Here is a 17,123-nt window from a genome sequence, read left to right as displayed (position 1 = left end):
CAACCGCATGCTGACTGACCAAAGGGTTTCCAACCGTATCGCCATCATTGATGTTGGCTCGAACTCGGTGCGTCTTGTTGTGTTTGATGGCATGACACGCGCACCGGCCCCGATTTTTAACGAAAAGGTGATGTGCGGTCTGGGGCGCGACCCCGAAAACACCGGCCGTCTCAACCCCGAAGGTGTTGAAATGGCAACCGCCGCCCTGCGGCGTTTTGCCCGGTTGCTCCGCGCGATGAAGGTCACACGGGTCGACATCCTGGCGACCGCGGCTGTCCGTGCCGCCAGCGACGGACAGGCTTTTTGTGATCGGGTCCTTGCCGAGACCGGCCTGACCGTCAAGGTCATTGACGGCCTTGAAGAAGCCCGCCTTTCCGCCCTTGGCGTGATTTCGGGGGATCGGCGCGCAACCGGCATTGTTGGTGATATCGGTGGCGGGTCGCTGGAACTGGTATTGCTTGATGAAGGCGAGATCAAAAAACGCGTCAGCGTTCCGTTGGGTGCCATGCGCCTGCATGCGGTATTTGGTTCGGACCGTGCCCGTCTGGAAGCCGAAGTCAAAACCCACCTTGAAAGCATCGACTGGCTGCATGAAGGAGCGGGCAAGCCATTGATTGCGGTTGGTGGTTCGTGGCGTTCGATTGCCAAGCTTTATATCGCCCAGGAAAATTATCCGATTTCGGTGGTGCATAACCTGACCATGCCACGTGCCGAAATCGCCGAACTGACGCATATCATATCCCAGCAGAGCCGCGTGTCGCTTGACAAGGTGGGCGGTGTTTCCAAACGCCGTATTGATAGCCTGCCTCATGCGGGGCTTGTCATGAACCTGCTGCTTGAACGCATGCAGGCCAAGGAGGTCGTGTTTTCCAGTCACGGGCTTCGCGAAGGCTGGATGTACGAAGCCCTGCCCGATGAATTGCGCGAACGTGATCCATTGCTTGATGCCTGTCTCAGCTTTGCCGAAGATGGCGAAAGGTTCCATCAGCATGGTGAAGAACTGTATCGCTGGTCGGCACCGATTTTCCGCGATCAGCCTGGGAATCTTGGCCGTCTGCGCCTTGCCGCCTGCATCATCGGCGACGTTGGATGGAGCGAACACCCCGATTACCGCGCGATCCAGAGCTATAACCGCATCCTGCATCACCCCTATCTTGATCTGAACCATCATGACCGGGTGTTCCTCGCTTATACCATCGGGTCACGCTATACCGGCAATTTCAAGGGTGACGAGTCAAGCGACCGTCTGCTTGACGAAGACACGCGTGCGATTGGCCGCCTTTACGGTCACGCCATCCGCCTTGGCCATACCCTTTCGGGGGGTGTTGAAGGCATCCTTCCCGGTACGGCGCTTGTTCATGAAGACAAGACGCTTACACTTCAGATGCACAGGGACTTCGCGGCACTTAACGGTGAAGTCGTTGAACAGCGTTTATCGAAGCTTGCCAAACTGATGGATTGCGACAGCAGGGTCGTGATTGTCGATCAGCTTCCCCAGCCCTGATCCTGTTTCCTTCTGTTTATTCAGGGCTTTCCGGTTCATTTATTTTGAACCGGAAAGCCCGCAATGCTATGGTGCCCTTGCTTCCCAAAGCACCCCGTCCGCGGAAAGGGCTGCGCCCGGTCTAATCGACATATGAACCACACGGTTTCCTTGCCTGTCTGGCGGACACAGGCTTAAGCACAGGGGAATCGTATGTCTGCTTCGCGCACATCGAAATCCGGAATCTTTGACGGCCGCCTTAACCTTGAGCAGCAGCGCAAGCGCGCCAAGGAACTGCTGAAATCCGCCCGCGCCCAACAGGGCGATGCCCAAACCCGCATTAGCACCCACCTGCCCGGCAAAAGCATTGATGATCTGCAACTGGCCGATAGCCAGCTTGTCATTGCGCGCGAAAACGGTTTTGCCAGCTGGCCGAAACTGAAATCCCATATCGACCGGATTACCGAACATCAGCGCCAGATCGCATCGGGCCGCCTGCCAAAGCTTGATACGGCGGAAACCCTACATCTGCGCTGTGGCTCGGATATTTCGCATTGCCTGAAACTGGCCGGGTTTGCCGGTGCTTTCATGGAATTTTCCGATCCCTTCTGTCAGGGGCCGGTGCCGGATGTGCCCCTGCCCGACTTCATCGAAACCCGGGCGCGTTTTATCGCATCATCCTATCGCATTGATTTTCCCGATGCACTTTCGCGCCTGCAACGCGAATATGCCGGTCTTGCGACACTGGGCGATTATGATCATGTCGTGCTGTGGTTTGAACATGACAGCTACGATCAGCTGATCCTCGTCTTCCTGCTTGATTTCATCGCGAACCTTCGCCCGCAAACCCGGCTTGATCTGATCTGTGTGGATCGGGTGCCCGGGGTCGAGCGTTTCATCGGCCTAGGTCAGCTTTCGCCCGAATTGCTGATCTGGTGCTGGGAAAATGCCCGTGCACCGGTTTCGGATGCCATGCTGGAATGCGGTCAAACGGTCTGGCCCGCGATCCGTGCCTCAAAGCCCGATGCGCTGCGCGCCATAATCGATAACGGCCAATCGCCGATCCCCTGCATGATCGCAGCCCTTGACCGCCATCTGCGCGAATTGCCCGATCCCGGAAACGGTCTTGGCCTGACGCAGGAACTGACCCTGCAAATCCTTGCCGATTTCGGTCCGCTTCCGGCCGGCAAGGTTTTTGGTCATCTCATGCTGTCTTACGAACCGCTACCGTTTCTGGGCGATCTGATGTTCCGGGAAATTCTGGCCGATATGAAGCAAACCAGCTCACCGCTTTTTGACTTCGCCGACAATCAACCGCACACGCCCTGGCCCGAACAGATATTGTCACTGACTGAAACCGGCCACGAAATCCTTTCCGGCACCCGGAATTTCATGGAACTTTATACCGGCGAACGATGGGTTGGCGGGATCAGGATTAAGGGAGCCGCGGTAGGTTAAACCAGCTTTCGCGTTACCCTGAAAATCTCGCCGCGCAGCCATTTATGCGGGGCGCTGGCGGCGTTGCGCACATGCCAGGACTGGGCAAAGCTGTATTCAGGGAAATCAAGCGGGAAGGTGCATTTGGCAAAGCCCGTCATGACATCGCGTTCAAGCCGCGAGGGCAGCGATGCGATCACGTCCGTCCCGCGGATCAGGCTGGCGATGCTGGCAAAGGTCGATGCCTGCAAAACCGTGCGGCGTTTGCGTCCGCAGGCATCGAGCATCTCGTCCACCGCCGAATGCTCGTTATTGCCGATGATCACGCGCGCATGGGGCACGGCGCAATATTGATCGAGCGTATCGGGTGGCACATCATGGCAATCGGCATCGTAAAAGCACGCCATATGTTCGCGAAACAGGGTCTGTTGCGCGATATCGCCGACATTTTCAGTCATATGCAGGCCAATCGCCAGATCAAGCTGACCGCTTCGCAACCGGTCGATCACGTTTACATCACCATGGATCGGCAAAATCCGAAGCCGGATATCGGCGGCATATCCGCGAATGATGCGAAACAGTTCGGGCATGATCACCGCGACCTCGTAATCATTGGTACCGATCACAAAGCGCGCGGATTGGTTCGGATCGTTCGGATCAAAGGCATCAACACGGGCAAGGTTGCGCAAATCCTGCAACAGGATGCGCACCCGCCCGGCCATTTCATCGGCATGGGCGGTTGGCGTGATCCCCCGGCCCGACCGGACAAAAAGCGGATCGCCGACAATCTGGCGCAACCGATCCAGCCCGTGGCTGACGGTGGGTTGCCCGACGCCAAGGCGATTGGCCGCGGCTGTTACGGATCCCTCGTCATAGATGGTCAGGAAAAGCCGCAGCAAACGATAATCAAGGTCCAATTCATCGATACTCATGCATGAATACTATCACCTTGATCGAATTGATCATATGGGAAATCAGGTGCAGTTTCATTCCATTGACGGGCCAATGCCCACCCCCGATTACCGGAGAATGAAACCATGAAAATCCTTGTTACCGGCTCAACCGGCCAGCTCGGAAGCCTTGTCGTCAAACATCTGCTGACCCGCGTTTCCGCCGATCAGATTGCCGCAAGTGTCCGCAATGTTGCCAAGGCACAGGAAATGGCCGCCAAAGGCATCGATGTCCGCCATGGCGATTTTGATGATCTTGCCCTGATGACAAATGCGTTCAAAGGCATTGATATCGCGCTGATCATTTCGGGTGAAACCGATGTTGAAACCCGCATCAAACAGCACCGTACCGCCGTTGATGCCGCCAAGGCAGCCGGTGTCAGCCATCTGGTCTATACCAGCTTTATCGATGCGCGCCCTGAAAGCCCGTTTACCTATGCCGCGATCCATGCCGACACCGAAAGCTACATCAAGGCAAGCGGCCTGTCCTTCACGGTGCTGCGCAACAGCTTCTATACCGACCTTCTGATGGCGGGTGTTCCGCATGCACTTGAAACCGGCGATTTTGGTGCGCCTGCCGGTAATGGCAAGGTCAGCTACATTCCGCGTAACGACCTTGCCGAAGCCGCCGCTGCCGTCCTTGCCAACCCGGCCGATCACGTCAATCAGACCTACGAGCTTTCCGGCACGCCGATCGGCTTTGCCGATATCGCCGCCATCATCGCCGACGCAATCGGCAAGGAGATCCGTTATGTCGATCTGCCGCCCGAAGTCCATACCGGCATTCTGGCAAGCTTTGGCCTGCCCGGCCATCTGGTTGAGGCGCTAAGCGGCATGTATGTCGGCACGCGTAATGGCGATTATGAACAGACCAGCGATGATTTCGCCAAGGTTGTTGGTCGCGCACCGCAAAGCACCGCGGACTTTCTGAAAGAGGCACTGAAATGAGCCGCACCAAAACAATCCTTGCCGCCAGCCTGGTCGCCACCTTGGTCGCCATCAGCTTCGCCTTGCCCGCCCATGCGGGCGAGGTCGAAGACCGCAACACCGCCAATGTCGTCGCGTTTTATGACATGGTTTTCAATCAGCGCGATGTTGACGGCGCGATCACGAAATATATCGGCGATGAATATATCCAGCATAACCCGTTTGTTGCCGATGGCATTGACGGCTTCCGCGATGGCATTACCGGCTGGCTGAATTCTGATGCGTCGATCCATGCCGAAATCGTCCGTACTGTCGCCGAGGGCAATATGGTGGTTACCCATGTCAGGTCCCTTTCGGCAGAAGGCGAAAGTGCGGTAATGGATATCTTCCGACTTGATGATGCTGGCAAGATCATCGAACACTGGGACGTCGCCCAGCCGGTCCCGGCCGAACAGGCGCATGACAACACGATGTTCTAAAACCGGGGTTCCTTCCCTGTTGCAAAAATGAAAAACGGGCCAAAGCTGGCCCGTTTTTTCATGTCTTCAATTGGGTGAAAGCATTTAGTCCTTGGCGTCAAGTTCGACAAACACCACTTCGCCGTTCTTGAGCTTGAGCCCGATCTGTCCGTGTTTGAGTTGCAGGGCATATTGCCCGAACAATTCGCGCCGCCAGCCATGCATCGCCGGGACGTCGGCATTGTCATCAGCCGCGATATTCTGCAAATCGTCGCTGGATGCCACAAGACGCTGGGCGACGCCCTTTTCCTCGGAACAGAGTTTGAGCAGCACCTTGAGCAGCTCCACCGTCGGGCCAATGCCCGATGGAAGGTCGGGGCGGAATTTTGGTTGTGGCCAATCTTCCTGCGGGCTGTCAAGCGCGGCCTGAATGGCTTCGATGATCGCCTGACCGGGTTTGCTGCTGCCGAAATTGCGGCCAACACCACGGGTCTTGTCGAGATCCTTGTCGGTCAATGGCTGCCGGGCGGCGATATCAAGCAGCGTATCATCGCGCAGAACACGGTTACGCGGCAGGTTCTTGCGCTGTGCCTCGGTCTCGCGCCATTCGCCAAGCGCGCGCGCCACCGCCAGGAATTTCGGGCTGTTGGAGCGGGTTTTAAGCCGAAGCCATGCTTCTTTCGGATCAATCGAATAGATCGACGGATCGGTCAGGCGTTCCATTTCCTCGGCCAGCCAATAGGCCCGGCCATTGGCTTCGAGGCGTTCGTGGAAGGCCTCGTAAATCACGCGAAGATGCGTCACATCCGACAGCGCATAGCTGAGCTGCTTGGTTGAAAGCGGGCGGTGCGACCAGTCGGTAAAGCGCATCGATTTATCGATATTCTTGCGCACCACCTTGTTGACCAGCGTCTCGTAACCGACCTGATCGCCATAGCCAAGCACCATCGCCGCCACCTGGGTATCAAATACCGGGTGCGGGACCCTGCCGCTGAGATGGACGAAAATCTCGATATCCTGACGGGCGGCGTGAAACACCTTGACCACGCTTTCGTCCTGCATCAGGTCGAACAGCGGGGCAAGGTCAATGCCCTCGGCCAGCGGATCAACCGCCGCACCATTATCGGATGCTTCGGGGCTTGCCAACTGCACAAGGCAAAGCTGCGGCCAATAGGTCGAATCGCGCATGAACTCGGTATCGACCGTGACATATTCGAACTGCCGGAGCTTTTCGCACAACGCGCGCAGTTCTTCTGTATTTGTAATTGGTTCCATAAACCTTGCTATAACATTGCCGGGCGTGATCCGCCAGTAGCTTCGATATGGCAGCTATCATGCGCAAAAAGCACTTAAAAACGACGTCTTAGATGATTTCATCCTCGTCGAGCAGCGGATCGGATTGCAGATGGGTTTCGATGGCGTCCATGCGTTCCTGCAATTCCGATGACCGTTTGATCGCCGCCACATGGAAAAGCGCATCGCCCTGATTGACAATCGGCAGATTGGTCCGCCCGATGATCAATCCGGCATGTTTCGCCACGACCTCTGCATCGCGAAGGCCAAACGGATCGGAGACGGCGGCCACCACATCGCCTTCGTTGACGAACTCGCCCGCGATCTTGAAGGTCCGTAAAATACCGCCGACCGGCGCACGCAGCCAGTAACTGCTTGATGATTTGAAAGGGGGGACTTTCGGATCACGGATCGAGCGGCCCGACGTCATGCCAAGCTTGCGCATCACGCGCAAAACCCCCGAAACACCGGCCCGGATCGACATTTCATCAAACCGGAGCCCCTCGCCCGCTTCATAGAGCAGGATCGGCACTTCGGCCTCCTTGCCGGCCTGGCGCAGCGAGCCTTCGCGCAGCGGACTGGTCAGGATGATCGGGGCACCGAAGGCCTCGGCATAGGCCATGATATCCTCGTCATCTTCATTGACCCTGATCTGGGGCAGATTCACGCGGTTCACGGCTGCGGAATGCAGATCGATGCCGAAGTCGGACCGTTCGACAATTTCAGTCAGGAAAAGATGGGCAAGCTGTGCGGCAAGGGAGCCCGCCGAATGACCGGGGAAGCATCGATTAAGGTCGCGGCGGTCGGGCAGATAGCGCGTATGGTTCAGAAACCCGAACGCATTGACGACCGGAACCGCCAGCAAGGTTCCATGCATCCCGCGAAGGGCGGGCGATTTCAGAACCCGGCGGATGACCTCCACCCCGACGATTTCATCGCCATGCACGGCACCACTAACGAACAGAACCGGGCCGGGCCGTTTGCCATGCACCACATTGACGGTCAGATTGACCGGCGTGTGATTGGATAAAAGCGAGATCGGAATATCAACGATCTGGCGGGTGCCCGCAGGCACCCTTTTATCGCCAATCTCGAAGTCCGGGGTCCTGGCTACCTTTGCCGATCTGGCGTTGGATACTTTCTTCCCGATCTCGTTCACAGTTTATCCCTTGCCTTTGGTCCGCACCTTGCCGGGGCGGTGATCCTTTTCCATGAATTCGATAATCATTCCGGCAATGTCCTTGCCGGTTGCCCCTTCGATGCCTTCCAGCCCGGGCGATGAATTGACTTCCATCACCACCGGACCGTGGTTGGAGCGAAGAATATCGACACCACAGACATTTAGCCCCATCGCCTTGGCGGCTTCAACTGCTGTTGCACGTTCCTGCGGAGTAATACGCACGGCACGCGCCGAACCACCACGATGAATGTTGGACCGGAAATCACCCTCCGCCCCGGTGCGTTCCATGCTGGCAATGACTTTCTCGCCAATTACAAAGCAGCGAATATCTGTATTGCCGGCTTCCTTGATGAATTCCTGCACCATGATATCGACATTGGCCCCGCGAAAGGCCTCGATCACGGATTTGGCGGATTTTTCGGTTTCGCCAAGAACCACGCCAATGCCCTGGGTGCCTTCCAGAAGCTTGATCACAACCGGCGCACCGCCGACAATCGAAAGAACCTCGTCGGTTTTTTTCGGATCATGGGCAAAGGCCGTCACCGGCAGGCCGACACCACGCCGCGACAGGATCTGCAAGGAGCGCAGCTTGTCACGTGACCGGCCAATCGCCACGGATTCGTTTAACGGATAAACCCCCATCATTTCAAACTGACGCAGCACCGCCAGTCCGAAAAACGTCACCGAAACGCCGATACGCGGAATAACCGCGTCATACCCGGTCAGTTTCTTGCCGCCGTAATAGATTTCCGGCTTCAGCGACGTGATGTTCATCGTCACGCGCAAGGTGTTGATGACATCAATCTCGTGCCCGCGACTTTCGGCCGCCTCGACCAGCCGTTTGTGGGAGTACAGATTAGGATTGCGCGCAAGCATTGCGATTTTCATGCAATGGACTCCCGTGGTCGAGCGTTACAGAATGTGTCGAAGGTTCAACGACAGCGTCGGATCATTGTTCCGAAACGGTGCCGGATTGCAGCGCCGTATAAACCTGTTCCGGTTTCCCCGCCAGATAAGATTTTGACGGTTGGACCAAAAATCTTCCTGCCTTCATTGCCGTGCGCCCCAGCAGCATGGGAAAGCCCATCAATGAACGGTTTGCCAATGAAATCTCGACCCGGATTTTATGATGCCCGACGGCAATATGGGTCGAAATCACATAACGTTCCTCGGCCTCGCCGTTGGAACTGCGAATCTCGCGGGTTTCAACAAGCGGTGCCGTGCATTCGATACGACCATGCCCGTCACCGCGGTAATGCGGCAAGATGAATTTTACGAATTTTTGGTTATCGCGTTCAATCATGCGGGGATTAAGCGCATGAAGCGACGATGTCCGCGCCCCGGTATCGACCTTGGCCTTCATCAACGGCACGTCAAAATCCGGTAGTCCGATCCATTCGCGCCAGCCCAGAACATGTCCGGACTGGACCAGTGCATCGGTCTTGGATTTCAGGGACGGTTTAACCTTGGTCTTGCGCGGGGTCACATGCACTATCCGGTAATTTGCAATCGGGCGAATATAACGCGCAACATCTTGCCCCGCCTATCGAAAATGCGTCTGACTGCTACGTCAATCCTGTTGACCATCCATAACGGCCCGCACCAGCGGCAATGTCACCGCGCGCTTTTGCGCCAATGCCTGCCGGTCAATCGCGGCCACCAGTTCGGTAAGCGCGACAAAGCTGCGTTCGATGCGTGGCAGGATATAGGCAATGATCTGCGGGCCAGGTGCCATCTGCCGGTCGGCGAACAGCTTGATCAGAAGTCCGACCATCAAGTCGTCATCGGGCGGGGAAATTTCGCAGACCAGTGCCGCCCCCAGCCGTGATTTCAAATCCGGCAGATCGACTTTCCAGCGCGATGGGGGCTGCTGTGCGGTCATCAGCAAATGCCCGCCGCGTTCTTTGAGCATATTATAAAGATGGAAACACACCGTCTCGTCGAGGCCAAGATCGGCATCCTCGATGACAAGCCCGGTGGCATCGCCCAGAAGCACGTCCGGATTCGCCCCGACAAGGTCACGCCCCGAAACGCTTAGCGCGGCCGACCGTGCCCGCCATACTTCCGCAAGGTGGCTTTTGCCCGATCCGCGCGGACCATAAAGGCAAAGGGCAGGAACCGGCCATTCCGGCCAGTGATCAATCCATGAAACGGCTTCGCGATTACAATCGGCGACCATGAAATCGGCCCGCCCCAATGCCGGGCGCAGTTCCAGTTCCAGCGGCAACTGTTGCGGCGATAATTCCGGCATATGGCCGTCGCCACCCTTTTCGGGTGCAGCGGGCGTTTCGTCCGGGGCCGTCTTTTGGGGTGCGCGGGTCACTGTGTTCTCAATTCTCGGCGTCTTTTAACGGATCATAGGCCGGATTGTCAGGGCCGTGATCATATAACCGGCTATCCAGATACTGCCTTAAGCCATATCGCACAAGCACACCGATCACCGCAGCCACCGGTACGGCCAGCATCACACCCAGCAATCCGAAAACAGCACCCCCGGCCAGCAGGGCAAACATCACCCAGACCGCATGCAGACCGACCTTGTCGCCGACCAGTTTCGGGGTCAGGAAGTTGCCTTCCATCACCTGCCCGGCCCCGAAAACAAGGGCGACCAGCGCCAGATCGACACTGACGCCAAACTGCGCCAATGCCACGCCCATGCCAACGGCGAACCCGGCAAACATGCCGAAATAGGGTACAAAGGACACAAGCCCGGTCATCAGGCCAATGACAAAGCCGAATTCAAGCCCAACCGCCGTCAGGCCCAGCGCGTAGAACAGGCCGAGCAGGATGCAAACCGTGGCCTGCCCGCGCACGAAGCCTGCCAGCGTTTCATCAATTTCGCGCGCGCATTGGCGGATATCCTCGGCCGAACGGCGCGGCAGATATCCATCGATCTTGGCAACGATCTTGTCCCAGTCACGCAGCAGGTAAAACGCCACAACCGGGGTAATGAACACAAGGCTGAGGAAGTTCAGCAACGCCAGCCCCCCCGAAAGCACATTGGTCAGAAGGTTGCCGACCCATTTGATCGCGTTCGCGGTCTGGCCTTTGACCGAATCCGATATGCCTTCAAGCGTTTCGGGCGCGATGCGGTCGATGATGTGCTGCACATACGGCGCTACGGTCGTCCGCAATGTGTCGATATAACCGGGCAGTCTTTCAAGGAAGCCTGCAAGCTGGCTGCCGATCATCGGCACGATCAGCAACAACACGAAAATGAAAATCAGAAAAAACAGAACCGTGATGATCGTCGTGGCAATCGTCCGGTTGATCCCGCGTGCTTCCAGCCGGTCGGCCAGCGGATCAAGGAAATAGGCAATCGCCATCCCGGCCACAAACGGCAGCAGGATACCCGAAAAAAGCCAGATCAGAACGAAAAAACCGACAATGAAAATCAGCCAGAAACGGGCCTGCTGCCGAAACGTCATATCCGTTTTTCCCCTTGTTTCGCTGTCATGTCGCCGTGATGATGCCCGCCCCCAAAATATTTGCGAACATCCTGAACGGTTAAGCCTCAGGCGGCATTATCCGCCAATCGACAGGTCCTGCAAACGCTCCGACCCGACAGGCTGGATGAACCAGATATCCCCCATCTGACTCAGGCTCAGATTCTGTTGTGCCAGGGCGGTGCGAAGCTGATCGGTCGACCCGACATAATCCACAGCAATCTGTACTTCACGGCGCGACATTGCGACGACCCGGCTGTTTCGTACCACCGGAGAGCCGATAATGCGTTCCTCGATCCTGGCCCAGTCATCAAGACCGGTGATCGGAATGAACACCATCAACTGCCCGCCGGTGCCGTAATTGATCAGGTTGGCACGTTTCCAGCCATCCGAAAGCTGGTCCTGTACGCCTTTGGCCGCGCGAACCAGCGTTTCGTTCAGGCTTTCGCCCGGCTGGGTGGTTTCGGTCACGCCAAAAATCTGTGGCGCACCGCCCGCGTCATATCGGGTGGCGGTCACATCAACCGTTTCCGCGCCGGTTTCACCACGGACCGTGGCGCTGGCGACAACGGCGACATTCGCACCATAGCGGCGGGCAAGCTCGTTTAGGCGGTCGATCACACCATTTTCAGCCTGCTCGGCCGAAACAATGCCGATATCCTGCAAATCGCCAATTGGTGCCTTGACCGGGACCAGACCGCCCGATGCGAAATTGCGGCTCCAGATATCGCGCCACGGATTGGGGTCATCCCACAGGCTGGTGTAACCGCCCGAATGATAGACCGGCACAATGATCACCGGCTTGGACTGCAATTCGGCAAACGGGATATCGCGGAAACGCAAATAATTGCGAAGTTCGTTTTCCTTGAAGCGCACCGTCATGTCGGCGATATAGCGCACCGAGGATGTTTTCTCGTTCGAAACGCCGAAATCGCGCACCATATTATTGATGTCGTTCTGGTTTGGCGTGCCAAGACCTCTGCGGTCTTCGGGCAATGTCAGGCGTGCCACAACCTCATCGAAGGCCTTGCGCTGACCGATGGCAAGGGCCTGATCACGTGCGGCGGCGGCGGTTTCCGCACTTTCGTCAACATGCACCCCCGATACCGAGAAGATGTCCTGCGCAAATACCGGAAAGGATAAGGACGCCGAAAGTCCGACGACACCTGCCAACAGCCTGAAACTTTTGAGTCTTGTAAGCACGTTTGCCTCTTTGCCCATTTTTCGATGGTTTGATGCTTCTTGTGGCACGAGTGAAGCATTCTGGAAAGAAAACTCTCCCATGCGCACCTGAGCATTGCATATTGCCCACGTTTGAGTATTTTCGGCCCAGCGGAAATTATCAAGCCCGCGTTTTTTATCAGTATGATGACTTTTGGCTTCTTATTGCCCTGATTAAAGGCGTAACCAAGGCGAAAGTTCCAGCCCCGGTTGCCAAAACCCGGCCTGATCGCCCCTACTGATGAAAAACGCGGGTTGCCCGCTTTGTTTTATCCATGCGCTTAAGCCGAGGATCACCCAATGACCGCCTCCAACGGCCTTACCTATAAGGACTCCGGTGTCGATATCGATGCTGGCAATGCCCTTGTCGATGCTATCAAACCGCTGGCCAAAGCAACCAGCAGAACCGGCGTTACCGGTGGTTTGGGGGGATTCGGCGCTTTGTTCGACCTGAAAGCTGCCGGTTATAACGACCCGGTTCTGGTTTCCTGCACCGATGGTGTCGGCACCAAGCTGAAAGTCGCCTTTCTGGCCGACAAACACGATACCGTCGGCATCGACCTTGTCGCGATGAGCGTCAATGACCTTGTGGTCCAGGGGGCGGAGCCGCTTCTGTTCCTTGATTACTTTGCCACCGGCAAACTTGCCGTCGACAAGGCAACCGACGTTGTTGCCGGTATTGCCGAGGGTTGCAAACAGGCGGGCTGCGCGTTGATTGGCGGGGAAACCGCCGAAATGCCGGGCATGTATGCGGACGGTGAATATGATCTGGCCGGCTTTGCGGTTGGGGCGGCGGAACGCGGCGAGTTGCTTGATGGCTCCAACGTTGCCGAGGGCGATGTGATCCTTGGCCTGGCATCCAGTGGTGTGCATTCCAACGGTTATTCGCTGGTGCGCAAGGTTGTCGACATGGCCGGTCTTGGTTACGGCGATGATGCCCCGTTTGCACCGGGCAAAAATGTTGGCGAGGCGCTGCTTGAACCGACCAAAATCTATGTCAAAAGCTGTTTGGCGGCGCACAAAGCCGGTCTGGTCAAGGCGCTGGCGCATATCACCGGTGGCGGTTTGACCGAAAACGTCCCGCGCGTTTTGCCCGAAAACCTGACGGCGGTGTTTGACGCCAGCACGTGGGAATTCCTTCCGATTTTCAAATGGCTGTCCAAACAGGGCGGCATCCCGTCGGTTGAAATGGCGCGTACCTTTAACTGCGGCATTGGCATGTGCGTTGTGGTTCCGGCCGACAAGGCCGATGAGGCCGAAGCGCTTTTGCGTGAACACGGCGAAACCGTCAGCCAGATCGGTGTGATCGGCCCGCGTGCCGGTGATGGCCCGCAGGTCATCATCAAAAACATGGCCGCTGCATGGGAAAAGTAACGCCGCTAAAACTCGCGGTTCTGGTTTCGGGCGGCGGGTCGAACCTTCAGGCGATCATTGATGCCTGCAAAACTGCCGACTATCCGGCGGAAATCGTTCTGGTGTTTTCCAACCAGCTTGACGCAGGCGGGCTTGAACGGGCGCGTCGTGCCGGTATCCGGGCAGAAGCCATTTCGCACAAGGGCTTTGAAGGTGGGCGCGAAGCCTATGACAGCACGGTCAGCAACCTGATTGAAGAATCCGGTGCCGATCTGGTGGTTCTGGCGGGTTATCTGCGTCTGGTCAGTGAAAGCTTCGTGACCCGCTGGCAAGGCCGTCTGATCAATATTCACCCGTCCCTTCTGCCAAGCTTCAAGGGCCTGCACGTTCATCAGGCCGCCCTTGATGCCGGGGTGAAATATTCCGGCTGCACGGTGCATTATGTGGTGCCCGAAGTCGACAGCGGCCCAATCATTGCGCAGGCCGTGGTGCCGGTCCTGCCCGGTGATGATGCCGGTACGCTGGCGCAGCGCATCCTGAAACAGGAACATCGTATTTATCCGCAGGTGATCCGCTGGATCGCCGAGGGCCGGGTTTCGGTCGATGAAGCCGGGATCGTTACGGTCGCCGATGCGAATGCCCCGGATTTCGCGCAAATCAATCCGGTGCCCGAACCGAATTGACTGCGCCCGTGGCGGGCGATCCGCACATGGTTCAGGGGCAGGTAAAAACCTGTCCCTCAGACTGCTGACAAAGTCCTCGCCATTGGCGGGGATTTTTGATTCAATGGGGAATGCTTAAGAAACCCAGCCCACATCAAACCGAACTTGAGATGGTGACACTCGACAGTTTGGTCCCCAGCGATCATTTGCTTCGTAAGATCGATGCCGTGATCGATTTCAGTTTTATCCATGCGCGCGTGGCCGATTTGTACTGCGCGAACAATGGCCGTCCCGCCCTTGATCCGGTGATGATGTTTAAGGCGCTGTTCATTGGCTATCTGTTTGGCGTGCGCTCGGAGCGCCAGCTTGTGCGCGAGATTGAGGTCAATGTCGCCTATCGCTGGTTTTTGCAACTCAAGCTGACCGACAAGGTCTTTGATGCCTCGACCCTGTCGCAGAACCGGCGGCGTCGATATCATGATGCCAGTGTTGCGCAGGATATTTTTGACGAGATCGTCGAGCAGGCGATCAGGCACGGGCTGGTGGATGGTAAGGTTCTCTATACCGACAGCACGCATTTGAAGGCCGATGCCAACAAGAACAAATGGGACCGCGAAGTGGTTGCCAAATCGCGCGCGGCCTATTGGGATGATCTGGATCTGGCGATTGAGGAAGACCGGGCGGCTCATGCGAAAAAGCCGCTCAAAGCCAAGGAACGCCAGCCGGTTGAGAAAGAAACCAAGATCAGCCGAACCGATCCCGACAGCGGATATATGGTACGCGACGGCAAGCCCAAGGGCTTTTTCTATCTCGATCACCGCACGGTCGATGGCAAGCTTGGGATCATTACCGACAGTTACGCCACCCCGGCCAATCTGCATGACAGCATTCCCTATCTCGACCGTCTTGACCGACAAAGGCAGCGTTTTGACCTTGATGTTATCGCCGTCGGACTGGATGCGGGCTATGCGACCGCCGCGATTGCCAAAGGCCTTGAAGATCGTGACATCCTTGGCGTGACGGGCTATCGCCGCCCGAACCTTCGGGAAGGCTACATCCCCAAACGCAAATACGTTTATGACCCTGAGCGTGATGCTTATCGCTGCCCCGAAGGTCAGCTTCTGTCTTATGCGACAACCGACCGAAATGGATACCGCCATTATCACAGCGACCCGGAAAAATGCCGCACCTGTCCTGTGCTGGCTTCCTGTACCGCCAATGCCCACCACCGAAAAACTGTCACGCGCCATGTCTGGCAAGACGCCAGAGACCGGGCTGACGCCTATCGTCTGACAGAGTGGGGTAAGCGGGTTTACAAGCGCCGAAAAGAGACGGTCGAACGCTCTTTTGCAGATGCCAAACAGCTTCACGGTCATCGATATGCAAGGTTCCGGGGACTGATCAATGTCAAATGCCAATGTCTGCTGGCCGCCGCCGCCCAAAACATCAAGAAAATAGCCCTGGCTTTGGGCCCCAAGGGGCCAATCGCTGAGGGATAATCCCCTCGGCACACTCAAGCCAGCTTTCAAACACCTCTAAAAGAAAAACCCCGCCAAAATATGACGGGGTTTGTCAGCGGTCTGAGGGGCAGGTAAAAACCTGTCCCTTTTTTTGTCTGCTGGTATCACGAAAAATGATCTGGCAGTTTCTGATATTGGTCATATTTCATTCGCATTTCTCAGGTCTTTTCTCCTGCGACCTGTCCACCGGATCAGAGCCCCGAAACATGAAATTATCCGTGCTGCGCCTGAATATTCCCCAAGCCATCCTGATGCATACATCCCTTCTGGCTGCTGTATTGGTGGCACCGATGCTGCTTTGTGCCGATGAAGCCCGCGCCGATGAGCCGAGTTGGTCCCAACGCAAGTGCCAGTTTTACCAGTCGTTTCGCGACCAGCTTCAACCGAGCCGGGATAAAAGCGAGCTTGGCGAGGAATTTCTAAAAAGCGAAGATGCCTTTGTTGCATCGGGATGCACCGGACGCATCCATGTCTGTCCGACCACCGAGGCTGAACTCGATTACGCCAATAAAATGTCCCTGAGAATGATGAATGAAGGCGCCACGGGTTCCTTCCTGCCCTATTCCTGCGCCCCGACAGACTGACATCCGCATCGGGCTTTATTGGCCAAATGAATGATATCGCCAGTTAATCTGCGTCTTGCGTCGCAACAACTTCACGTCTATACACTGGAGAAATTCTAAACGCAGGAGGCTAATTTGCAGGGTAAAGACTACGAACTGACCAAGACCCACGTCGACATCTATAACGGCTATACCGTCTTTATGAAGTGGGGCACTCTTTCTGTTGTCGCCATTCTGATCCTGATGGCCATCTTCCTGCTGTGATCGCCTGATCGCGGGGTAAACAATGCAAAGCTGCCGGTTTCGGCAGCTTTTTTCTTGGCCAAAAACAAACGCCTTACGTTATTTTGATGATCTTTATTCACCCCTGAAATGTGTTACGATGCGTTTGGCATTTCCCGCCAAGGGTCACGCCACACCTGTAACAAGTCAGGGAGGAAACAATGCAGGGAAGCGACTACGATAACAATCTGGTTGATGTCCACCAGCATGGCTGGGAAAACTGGACCAAATTCATGCTCTGGAGCGTCATTTCAATTGCCGTCCTGCTGTTATTGATGGCGGCATTTCTGCTCTGATCGGCTGTATATTTCAGGCATAAAAAAACGCCCCGCACATGATGCGGGGCGC

18 protein-coding genes are annotated in these 17,123 nt (G+C 56.5%); 10 read left to right on the top strand and 8 right to left on the bottom strand.

The window, feature by feature from the left end; translation table 11 throughout:
* The first annotated feature begins 7 nt into the window (after positions 1 to 7).
* Together ppx and TH3_RS06575 are read left to right on the top strand one after the other, a co-directional pair.
* Entirely contained in the window at positions 8 to 1,504 is a 1,497-nt protein-coding gene (ppx, locus tag TH3_RS06580) for an exopolyphosphatase (RefSeq protein ID WP_007090859.1), read from the top strand.
* Between the two features lie 192 nt (positions 1,505 to 1,696).
* On the top strand, positions 1,697 to 2,941 hold the full coding sequence (locus tag TH3_RS06575; RefSeq protein WP_007090858.1) for a DUF1835 domain-containing protein: 1,245 nt from the start codon (positions 1,697 to 1,699) through the stop codon (positions 2,939 to 2,941).
* Here the strand turns inward: TH3_RS06575 and TH3_RS06570 are convergent.
* The gene (locus TH3_RS06570) at positions 2,938 to 3,852 is read right to left on the bottom strand and encodes a LysR family transcriptional regulator (RefSeq protein WP_007090857.1); all 915 of its coding nucleotides are present in this window, start codon (positions 3,850 to 3,852) and stop codon (positions 2,938 to 2,940) included. The genes TH3_RS06575 and TH3_RS06570 overlap by 4 nt on opposite strands.
* Before the next feature lie 105 nt (positions 3,853 to 3,957).
* Between TH3_RS06570 and TH3_RS06565 the strand changes: the two genes are divergently transcribed.
* A complete protein-coding gene (locus TH3_RS06565) occupies positions 3,958 to 4,818 on the top strand; it encodes an SDR family oxidoreductase (protein ID WP_007090856.1) in 861 nt (286 codons plus the stop codon).
* Positions 4,815 to 5,276, top strand: coding sequence for a nuclear transport factor 2 family protein (locus tag TH3_RS06560; RefSeq protein WP_007090855.1), 462 nt, complete (start codon positions 4,815 to 4,817; stop codon positions 5,274 to 5,276). The genes TH3_RS06565 and TH3_RS06560 overlap by 4 nt, the downstream gene beginning before the upstream one ends.
* Positions 5,277 to 5,360: 84 nt before the next feature.
* Here the strand turns inward: TH3_RS06560 and rnd are convergent, their stop codons facing one another.
* The 7 genes from rnd to TH3_RS06525 all read right to left on the bottom strand — a co-directional run bounded on the left by rnd (position 5,361) and on the right by TH3_RS06525 (position 12,377).
* Positions 5,361 to 6,530 carry a ribonuclease D gene (gene rnd / locus TH3_RS06555; protein WP_007090854.1) on the bottom strand — a complete coding sequence of 390 codons (1,170 nt, stop codon included), beginning with the start codon at positions 6,528 to 6,530 and terminating at the stop codon, positions 5,361 to 5,363.
* Positions 6,531 to 6,618: 88 nt separating this feature from the next.
* Positions 6,619 to 7,707, bottom strand: coding sequence for a succinylglutamate desuccinylase/aspartoacylase family protein (locus TH3_RS06550; protein WP_007090853.1), 1,089 nt, complete (start codon positions 7,705 to 7,707; stop codon positions 6,619 to 6,621).
* A gap of 3 nt (positions 7,708 to 7,710) precedes the next feature.
* Positions 7,711 to 8,616, bottom strand: a complete 906-nt coding sequence (rimK, locus tag TH3_RS06545; protein ID WP_007090852.1) for a 30S ribosomal protein S6--L-glutamate ligase — start codon at positions 8,614 to 8,616, stop codon at positions 7,711 to 7,713.
* Between the two features lie 61 nt (positions 8,617 to 8,677).
* Entirely contained in the window at positions 8,678 to 9,214 is a 537-nt protein-coding gene (locus tag TH3_RS06540) for an ATP-dependent zinc protease family protein (protein WP_007090851.1), read from the bottom strand.
* A gap of 84 nt (positions 9,215 to 9,298) precedes the next feature.
* A complete protein-coding gene (locus tag TH3_RS06535) occupies positions 9,299 to 10,051 on the bottom strand; it encodes an HdaA/DnaA family protein (RefSeq protein ID WP_007090850.1) in 753 nt (250 codons plus the stop codon).
* Between the two features lie 7 nt (positions 10,052 to 10,058).
* A complete protein-coding gene (locus TH3_RS06530; RefSeq protein WP_007090849.1) occupies positions 10,059 to 11,156 on the bottom strand; it encodes an AI-2E family transporter in 1,098 nt (365 codons plus the stop codon).
* Positions 11,157 to 11,252: 96 nt separating this feature from the next.
* A complete protein-coding gene (locus tag TH3_RS06525) occupies positions 11,253 to 12,377 on the bottom strand; it encodes a DUF2066 domain-containing protein (protein WP_233421848.1) in 1,125 nt (374 codons plus the stop codon).
* 318 nt (positions 12,378 to 12,695) lie between these two features.
* Between TH3_RS06525 and purM the strand changes: the two genes are divergently transcribed.
* From purM to TH3_RS22800, 6 genes are all read left to right on the top strand, one after another.
* On the top strand, positions 12,696 to 13,769 hold the full coding sequence (gene purM / locus TH3_RS06520) for a phosphoribosylformylglycinamidine cyclo-ligase (protein WP_007090847.1): 1,074 nt from the start codon (positions 12,696 to 12,698) through the stop codon (positions 13,767 to 13,769).
* Positions 13,757 to 14,431 (top strand): phosphoribosylglycinamide formyltransferase, encoded by a 675-nt coding sequence (gene purN, locus TH3_RS06515; RefSeq protein ID WP_007090846.1) that lies wholly within the window; start codon positions 13,757 to 13,759, stop codon positions 14,429 to 14,431. Before purM ends, purN begins: the two co-directional genes overlap by 13 nt.
* Before the next feature lie 110 nt (positions 14,432 to 14,541).
* A complete protein-coding gene (locus TH3_RS06510) occupies positions 14,542 to 15,909 on the top strand; it encodes an IS1182 family transposase (protein WP_040059618.1) in 1,368 nt (455 codons plus the stop codon).
* A 227-nt stretch (positions 15,910 to 16,136) separates the two neighbouring features.
* On the top strand, positions 16,137 to 16,514 hold the full coding sequence (locus tag TH3_RS06505) for a hypothetical protein (protein WP_076519558.1): 378 nt from the start codon (positions 16,137 to 16,139) through the stop codon (positions 16,512 to 16,514).
* Between the two features lie 114 nt (positions 16,515 to 16,628).
* Positions 16,629 to 16,757: an aa3-type cytochrome c oxidase subunit IV gene (locus TH3_RS22625; RefSeq protein WP_007091417.1), complete on the top strand. Its 129-nt coding sequence runs from the start codon at positions 16,629 to 16,631 to the stop codon at positions 16,755 to 16,757.
* 179 nt (positions 16,758 to 16,936) lie between these two features.
* Complete coding sequence (locus TH3_RS22800) at positions 16,937 to 17,071, top strand: aa3-type cytochrome c oxidase subunit IV (protein ID WP_139328191.1); 135 nt, start codon at positions 16,937 to 16,939, stop codon at positions 17,069 to 17,071.
* Positions 17,072 to 17,123 lie beyond the last annotated feature (52 nt).

The organism is Thalassospira xiamenensis M-5 = DSM 17429 (assembly GCF_000300235.2).
In the GTDB taxonomy this organism is placed as follows: domain Bacteria; phylum Pseudomonadota; class Alphaproteobacteria; order Rhodospirillales; family Thalassospiraceae; genus Thalassospira; species Thalassospira xiamenensis.
Note: the sequence above shows the minus strand (reverse complement) of the source record. Positions and strands in the feature narration are given on the sequence as shown.

Excerpts from the sequence above, each read along its gene's own strand:
- purN (WP_007090846.1), top strand. The coding sequence starts at position 13,757 with ATGGGAAAAGTAACGCCGCTAAAACTCGCGGTTCTGGTTTCGGGCGGC.
- purM (WP_007090847.1), top strand. The coding sequence starts at position 12,696 with ATGACCGCCTCCAACGGCCTTACCTATAAGGACTCCGGTGTCGATATC.
- rimK (WP_007090852.1), bottom strand. The coding sequence starts at position 8,616 with ATGAAAATCGCAATGCTTGCGCGCAATCCTAATCTGTACTCCCACAAA.
- TH3_RS06560 (WP_007090855.1), top strand. The coding sequence starts at position 4,815 with ATGAGCCGCACCAAAACAATCCTTGCCGCCAGCCTGGTCGCCACCTTG.
- TH3_RS22800 (WP_139328191.1), top strand. The coding sequence starts at position 16,937 with ATGCAGGGAAGCGACTACGATAACAATCTGGTTGATGTCCACCAGCAT.
- rnd (WP_007090854.1), bottom strand. The coding sequence starts at position 6,530 with ATGGAACCAATTACAAATACAGAAGAACTGCGCGCGTTGTGCGAAAAG.
- ppx (WP_007090859.1), top strand. The coding sequence starts at position 8 with ATGCTGACTGACCAAAGGGTTTCCAACCGTATCGCCATCATTGATGTT.
- TH3_RS06565 (WP_007090856.1), top strand. The coding sequence starts at position 3,958 with ATGAAAATCCTTGTTACCGGCTCAACCGGCCAGCTCGGAAGCCTTGTC.
- TH3_RS06505 (WP_076519558.1), top strand. The coding sequence starts at position 16,137 with ATGAAATTATCCGTGCTGCGCCTGAATATTCCCCAAGCCATCCTGATG.
- TH3_RS06575 (WP_007090858.1), top strand. The coding sequence starts at position 1,697 with ATGTCTGCTTCGCGCACATCGAAATCCGGAATCTTTGACGGCCGCCTT.
- TH3_RS06570 (WP_007090857.1), bottom strand. The coding sequence starts at position 3,852 with ATGAGTATCGATGAATTGGACCTTGATTATCGTTTGCTGCGGCTTTTC.
- TH3_RS06510 (WP_040059618.1), top strand. The coding sequence starts at position 14,542 with ATGCTTAAGAAACCCAGCCCACATCAAACCGAACTTGAGATGGTGACA.
- TH3_RS06530 (WP_007090849.1), bottom strand. The coding sequence starts at position 11,156 with ATGACGTTTCGGCAGCAGGCCCGTTTCTGGCTGATTTTCATTGTCGGT.